We start from the raw sequence: 6,544 nt of genomic DNA, 5'->3' as shown, positions 1-6,544 counted from the left end.
TCAGCGAGCGCTCGAGCGCGGCCTTGATGTTGTCTTCGCGCGCCTCGATGCCGACGACGCAATTGTCGGTGAAGGAGACAGAGGCGTCGGCCAGCAGCTGCACCGACTGCAGGAAGTTGTAGGCCATCAGCGGGTTGTAGACGTTGAGCTCGAAATGGCCCTGGCTGCCGGCGAAGGTCAGCGCAGCGTTGTTGCCGAACACCTGCACGCAGACCTGCGTCATCGCCTCGCACTGCGTCGGGTTGACCTTGCCCGGCATGATCGAGGAGCCCGGCTCGTTTTCCGGCAACGACAGCTCGCCGAGGCCCGAGCGCGGGCCGGAGCCGAGGAAGCGGATGTCGTTGGCGACCTTGAACAGCGCTGCCGCAGCCGCGTTGATCGCGCCATGCGAGAACACCATGGAATCATGCGCCGCCAGCGCCTCGAACTTGTTCGGCGCGGTGACGAAGGAGATCCCGGTGATCGAAGCGATGCGGTCCGCCACCTTCTCCGCGAAGCCGACCGGCGCGTTGAGGCCCGTGCCGACGGCGGTGCCGCCCTGCGCCAGTTCTTGCAGGCCGGGCAGCGTCATCTCGATGCGCTTGATCGAAGACGCGACCTGCGCGGCATAGCCCGAGAATTCCTGGCCGAGCGTCAGCGGGGTCGCATCCTGCGTGTGGGTGCGGCCGATCTTGATGATGTGGTTGAATTCACGGGCCTTGGCGTCGAGCGCCTTGTGCAGGTGGTGCAGCGCCGGGATCAGGTGATGCACGATGCGCTCGGCGCAGGCGATGTGCATGGCCGTCGGATAGGTGTCGTTCGACGACTGGCTCATATTGACGTGGTCGTTCGGATGGACAGGCTTCTTCGAGCCCATCACGCCGCCCAGCATCTCGATGGCCCGGTTTGAGATCACCTCATTGGCGTTCATGTTGGACTGCGTGCCCGAGCCGGTCTGCCAGACCACGAGCGGGAAATGGTCGTTGAGCTTGCCGTCGATGACTTCCTGCGCGGCGTTCACGATCGCCTCGCCGACGGCCGGATCCAGCCGCTTCATCTCCATGTTGACCTCGGCCGCGGCGCGCTTGATGACGCCGAGCGCCCGCACGATCGAGGCCGGCTGCTTTTCCCAGCCGATCTTGAAATTGCCGAGCGACCGCTGCGCCTGCGCGCCCCAGTAACGGTCGGCGGCGACCTCGATGGGACCGAACGTGTCGGTTTCGGTTCTGGTCATTTCAGCGCTCACGGCAAGTCTCCGGTCTGTCGGTTTGGGCAAGGGCGTATCGCGTTGCACAAAAGGCATCAAGCGGAGATTGCGGGCGGCTAGGATGCAAATCGGTTGAAGGTGGGGCCGGTGATCTCCCTCTCGGAGGAGATCACTCGGCGGCCGCGCTTTGGCGCATCGCCAGCCGCCCCGCGACATAGTCCTTGACCTGGCGGATCGCCTGCTCGCGCGAGACGCTGCCCGGCTGCAGGCCGAGCCTCAGCCACAGCCCGTCGATCAGCGCCGTGACCCCCAGCACGATCTCGTCGGCCACGTCCGGTGAAGTGAGGCCGCGCAGGCCGGAAAGGAGGTTCGAACGCATGCGCGCGTGGATGACCTTCTGGATGCGCGCCAGCTTCTCGTCGCGCGGCACCTCGGCGCAGAGCGACAGCCAGGCATGGCAGAGTGACGGTTGGAACAGGTGCTCCTCGAAGTTGCCGTCGATGATGGCGTCGATCCGCTGCATCGGGGTGCGTGCCTGCTTCAGCCGCGCCGTCACGGCATCGCGCAATACGAGATTGGATTCGCGGAGCGCGTGCTCGAACAGCTCCTGCTTGCTTTTGAAATAGTGCAGCACGATGCCCTTCGAGGCGCCTGCCTGGGCAGCAACCTTTTCGATCGTCGCGCCGGCAATCCCCTCGCGCTGAAGGACTGCGAAGGCGGCCTGCCGCAGCTCCTTGCGGCGTATGTCGCTGAGACGCGTGAGTTTCACCGGATCGATCCATGCATGGCGAATCCATGTTGACATCTTCGTCCGCTCAGATCAATGATTGACCAGTGGGACAATAAATCGACCAAAAGGTCAATTCGACGATGAGGAGAATCCGAATGTTGCGCATGCTTACGAATGGCGTCTGTGTCGCGGCCTTGATGCTGGCTTCCCAGACCGCCCGGGCCGCCGAGGCCGAAGGTTGTAAGGCGGTCCGCATGGCGGAGCCTGGCTGGAACGATCTCGCCTTCACGACAGGCGTGGCCAAGGTGCTGCTCCAGGCGCTCGGCTACGAGCCGCAGAGCGAGGTGCTGGGCATCAACGTCATCTACGAGGGCATGAAGAACAAAGACCTCGACCTGTTCCTCGGCTATTGGGACCCGGCCATGGTCACCTACTACGAGCCCTACAAGAAGGATGGCTCGATCGAGAATGTGCGCGTCAATCTGGTCGGCGCCAAATACACCTTCGCGGTGCCGACCTATGTCTGGGAGGCCGGCGTCAAGGATCTGTCCGACCTGCACAAGTTCGCCGACAAATTCGGGAAGAAGATGTATGGCATCGAGCCGGGATCGAACCAACTGATGATGGATGCCATCGCCGATCCGCAATTCGGTCTCGCCGGCTGGCAGGTGGTCGAGTCGAGCGAAGCCGGCATGCTCTCGGAGGTCGGCTACGAGATCAAGGAGAAGCAGTTCATCGTCTTCCAGGGTTGGGCGCCACATCCGATGAACACGATGTACGACTTCAAGTACCTGACCGGCGGCGACAAATTCTATGGCCCGAATTTCGGCGCCGCCACGGTGACGACGCAGGTGCGCAAAGGCTATTTGCAGGAATGCCCGAACGTGGCAAAGGTCCTGAAGAACCTTGCCTTCGACATCGACATGGAAAATGTCGGCATGGGCTATCTCATCAATGACGGCATGAAGCCGGAGGAAGGGGCGCTGAAGTCGATTACCTTGCACAAGGACAGGCTTGATGCCTGGCTGGCGGGCGTCACCACGTTTGACGGCAAGCCCGGTCTCGCCGCAGTCAAGCAAAAGCTCGGATTGTGAGGCCGGCGTTGGACGTGGCGGATCAGAGTGCATGGGCCGGTCGCACGCGATCCGTGGAGATCGGAGGTCTCGACATCGCCTATGTCGAGATCGCCGGGTCCGGGCCGCCGCTTCTGCTCGTCCACGGCTTCACCGACACCAGCCGAAGCTTCTCTCTGCTGGCGCCGCATTTGGCCGGTCGCCGGCTGATCATGCCGGACCTGCGCGGCCACGGCGCCTCGCAGGCGGGCGAGAGTTATCGCGCCGTCGATTTCGCCGAGGACCTCGCCGGGCTGATCCGGCGCCTGCGGCTCGACCGGCCGGTCGTGGTCGGCCATTCGCTCGGCGCCATGGTGTCGATCGCGCTGGCTGGAGGGCATCCAGATCTGATCGGTGGGCTGGTGGTCATGGCCGGCACGCTGAAACCCGATTTCGCGTCAGACCATCCGCTGGTCGCCGGCGTCACCGGGCTCTGCGATCCGATCGAGCCGGCCGATCCGTTCTACGACTGGTGGCACGCGTGCGGGCCCGGTGTGCCTAGGTCCTTTCTCGACGGTCTTGCACGGGACGCTTCAGGGATGCCCGCCGCGCGTTGGCGCGCGATCCTAGGCGAGATTCGCGGCACGGACCTGACGGCGATGGCGCGGGCAATACAGGTGGATGCGCTGGTAATCGGATGCGCACACGACCAGTTGTTCGATGCACTCCATCAGCAACGGCTTCTCGAAGAAATTCCCGCCGCGAGGTTCGTGAGCGCGGAGAATTGCGGTCACAATCCCCACTGGGAAGATCCGGCGCTGGTAGCGGCCGCCATCCTGGAATATGCCGGGAGTGCGGGCCATGCCGGGCAAACCGCATCAGCCGCAACAGGGGCCGGATTCGGCGGAGCGGTTCGATGAACCTGTCGCAATACGCTGCGTCCGATGCCATCGCGCTGAGCCGGCTGATCCGCTCCGGCGAAGTCTCGGCGACCGAGGTCGCCGAACTGGCGATTGAAGCGATCGGGATGCTCAACCCACTGATCAATGCGGTTACGCTGATCGACACGCAATGGGGTCCTTCGGCCGCCGAGACCTGCCGGGCCAATTCGGTGCTGGGGGGCGTCCCATTCCTGGTCAAGGATACCGGCGTTCATGTCCGCGAATGGCCGACGACGCATTCGTCGCGCTATTTCAGCGATGCCAGGCCGAAGCCGGATAGCGAAATCGTTCGGCGATGGCGCGCGGCCGGCCTGACACTGCTCGGCAAGACCAACACGCCGGAATTCGCCAACGACTTCGTCACCGAGCCTCACTTTCGGGGACCGACCCGCAATCCATGGGATGTCTCGGTCACTGCCGGCGGTTCAAGCGGCGGCGCCGCGGCCGCGGTGGCAAGCGGCATGGTTCCAGTCGCTCACGGTTCCGACATTGGCGGCTCAATCCGCGTGCCAGCGGCGTGTTGCGGCGTGTTTGGCCTGAAACCGTCAAGGGGTCTCAATCCCGTCGGCCCCTATCGAGATCAGGTTGGGGCCGGGCTGTTTGCGGAAAACGTGATCTCGCGCACCGTACGGGACAGCGCCGCCATGCTGGACGTTACAGCCGGCCCGGAACCCGGAGCGCCTTACTCCGTGCCGAAATCCGTGCCGTCTTATCTGGACTGGCTTTCTTCGCCCGGGGAGCGCCTTCGCATTGCCTGCGTTGCGCATCGCCCGGACGGCACTGCGGTGGCGGGAGAGATCGGCGAGAAGTTCGCGCAGGCCATGGCCCTGCTCGAGGAGATGGGGCACGAGGTCGTCGAGGCGCGATTTCCGCCCGAAGCCGATGGCGGGATCGAGTGGAACATCTTCTGGATGTCGGAGATCGCGTCTCTGGTTGAAGAGCGTGCGGACGAAATCGGCCGCATGCCCCGGCCCGAAGAACTTGAAAGCCTCAGTTGGTACGCGTTGGACCGCTTTCGCCGGGCGTCGGCGAGCGACTACCTCAAGGCGCACAGCCGGCTGCATGGCGCGACGCTTGCCATTTCGAAGGCATTCGATGGTTTCGATCTGGTCATGACGCCGACGACGGCCGAATTGCCGCCTCCGATCGGCGCCATTCGCGGCGACGAGGCCGTGTTCGATTACGATGGGTGGGCCGCCAGGGCCTATGGCTTCGCGCCTTTCACCGAAATCTTCAATGTGACGGGACAACCAGCCGCCAGTCTTCCGCTTTTCCAGTCAAGCGGTGGCTTGCCCATAGGCATACAGCTTGCCGGCCGTCGCAACGAAGATCACCGCCTCCTCAGGATTTCCCACGATCTGGAGCAGGTCACCGGATGGGGCGCGCGCCGCCCCGCGATCCATGTCATCCACGGGCGCCGCCAGGCGATACGTCCCGACGACATACGCCAGGCATCGGCCTAGCCAAGAAGCGATCGCCGCGTTGGCGCAAGCCGCAAGGTTTGTGTCCTTGTCACCTCCGGTGCAGCGTACTCCGACGGGCCTCGGGGCGCTGCCGCACCAGCGGCCGCGGTAACGGCGACAAAGACGGTTTCGCCGGCACGCACTGGCAAGCGTGGAAATGTGTTCTCGGCCCGCTCGGTGATGAACGCCGCCAGGACCTGAGCGCCATCCGTCATCTGTGGCAGCGTTTCCGTGCGGAAGCGCTCTGCAAAGCTTGCCTCCGTGCCTGGTTGCAAATGATGAATCGAAATCTCAACAAATCCCGGCAAGCGCCTATCGTCACTCATGCTTTTGGCCTCGGCGGCCGCCGGCCGCAGGTCGAACTCCGCTCCCCGCCAGGCCGGCTTGAGCAACAGCACATCGTCGGAATCGATCATCGTCGCATTGGCGGCATCCTTGTGCGCCGCCCAGACAGGCCCGTCATAGAAAGCCGTCAGCGCATTCTTCCGCGCCGTCATGTCCTCGAAACCGCGCAGCCAGACGAACATGTCGGGGCGGTCGAGGTCGCGGAACTGGCCGATGACCGTCATGCCGGTCGCTTCCTGTGTTTCGACGAACTCGCGGTCGAAGAGGGCAATCAGTGTTTCGCGCTGGCCGGGCTTCAACGTGTATTGGCGAAGCTCGACAATCGGCGAGGCAAAGCGAGAGGCATTCAGGGCAGGGTTCATCGTCGTTTCCAAAACAGGGTGATTGTCCTGTTTTATAAACAGACCGGTTGTCCTGTTTTGTCAATCTGCTATCGTGATGCAATGTCAGGAGAGATTGCGGCGCGGCCGCGCACGGCGCGCAAGAAGCGCATCAACGATCCCGAAGGCATGCGCCGCCGCGTGCTCGACGTCGCGGAAGAATCCTTCCAGGCGCGCGGCTATCACGCGTCGAGCCTCGGCGACCTGATGGCGGCGGCCGGCGTCACCGGCGGCGCGCTGCATCACCATTTCCCGACCAAGAAGGCGTTGGCCCTGGCGGTCATCGAGGAGCGCGTGGCCGGAGCGGTGGAAGAAACCTGGATCGCCCCGGTCAGGGCAGCGCCTTCGGCGCGCGCGGGCGTGCGCGCCGCGTTCGAGGCCGTGGCCGCCGAGCTCGAGCAGCAGGGCTATGTGCGCGGCTGCCCGCTCAACAACCTCGCGCATGAA

The 6,544-nt window shown here is 64.1% G+C and carries 7 protein-coding genes; 4 read left to right on the top strand and 3 right to left on the bottom strand.

Translation table 11 applies throughout. The features are described from left to right. Window positions 1–1,213 (bottom strand): class II fumarate hydratase (locus tag Q0L57_RS02895; RefSeq protein WP_296737668.1); only part of this gene is annotated, 1,213 nt, incomplete at its 3' end. A 142-nt stretch (window positions 1,214–1,355) separates the two neighbouring features. Further along, window positions 1,356–1,991 (bottom strand): transcriptional regulator BetI, encoded by a 636-nt coding sequence (betI, locus tag Q0L57_RS02890; protein ID WP_296737665.1) that lies wholly within the window; start codon window positions 1,989–1,991, stop codon window positions 1,356–1,358. A gap of 80 nt (window positions 1,992–2,071) precedes the next feature. Here betI and choX point away from each other — a divergent pair, with 80 nt between their 5' ends. Genes choX through Q0L57_RS02875 form a run of 3 tightly spaced genes read left to right on the top strand, consistent with a single transcriptional unit; the run spans window position 2,072 to window position 5,372 of the window. Beyond that, window positions 2,072–3,010, top strand: coding sequence for a choline ABC transporter substrate-binding protein (gene choX / locus Q0L57_RS02885; protein ID WP_296737663.1), 939 nt, complete (start codon window positions 2,072–2,074; stop codon window positions 3,008–3,010). Window positions 3,011–3,024: 14 nt separating this feature from the next. Further along, window positions 3,025–3,888: an alpha/beta hydrolase gene (locus Q0L57_RS02880; protein WP_296737661.1), complete on the top strand. Its 864-nt coding sequence runs from the start codon at window positions 3,025–3,027 to the stop codon at window positions 3,886–3,888. Then, window positions 3,885–5,372: an amidase gene (locus Q0L57_RS02875; RefSeq protein ID WP_296737658.1), complete on the top strand. Its 1,488-nt coding sequence runs from the start codon at window positions 3,885–3,887 to the stop codon at window positions 5,370–5,372. The genes Q0L57_RS02880 and Q0L57_RS02875 overlap by 4 nt, the downstream gene beginning before the upstream one ends. Here Q0L57_RS02875 and Q0L57_RS02870 read toward each other — a convergent pair. Next, window positions 5,369–6,079: an NIPSNAP family protein gene (locus Q0L57_RS02870; RefSeq protein ID WP_296737657.1), complete on the bottom strand. Its 711-nt coding sequence runs from the start codon at window positions 6,077–6,079 to the stop codon at window positions 5,369–5,371. The two genes, Q0L57_RS02875 and Q0L57_RS02870, sit on opposite strands and share 4 nt — an antisense overlap. Window positions 6,080–6,226: 147 nt before the next feature. On the opposite strand from Q0L57_RS02870, the gene Q0L57_RS02865 reads away from it, so the two are divergent. Beyond that, the coding region (locus Q0L57_RS02865) for a TetR/AcrR family transcriptional regulator (RefSeq protein WP_296737671.1) at window positions 6,227–6,544 on the top strand (318 nt) is incomplete at its 3' end.

It is taken from the genome of Mesorhizobium sp. (genome assembly GCF_024509055.1).
Taxonomy (GTDB): domain Bacteria; phylum Pseudomonadota; class Alphaproteobacteria; order Rhizobiales; family Rhizobiaceae; genus Mesorhizobium.
This window is presented reverse-complemented; position numbering and strand designations above follow the sequence as displayed.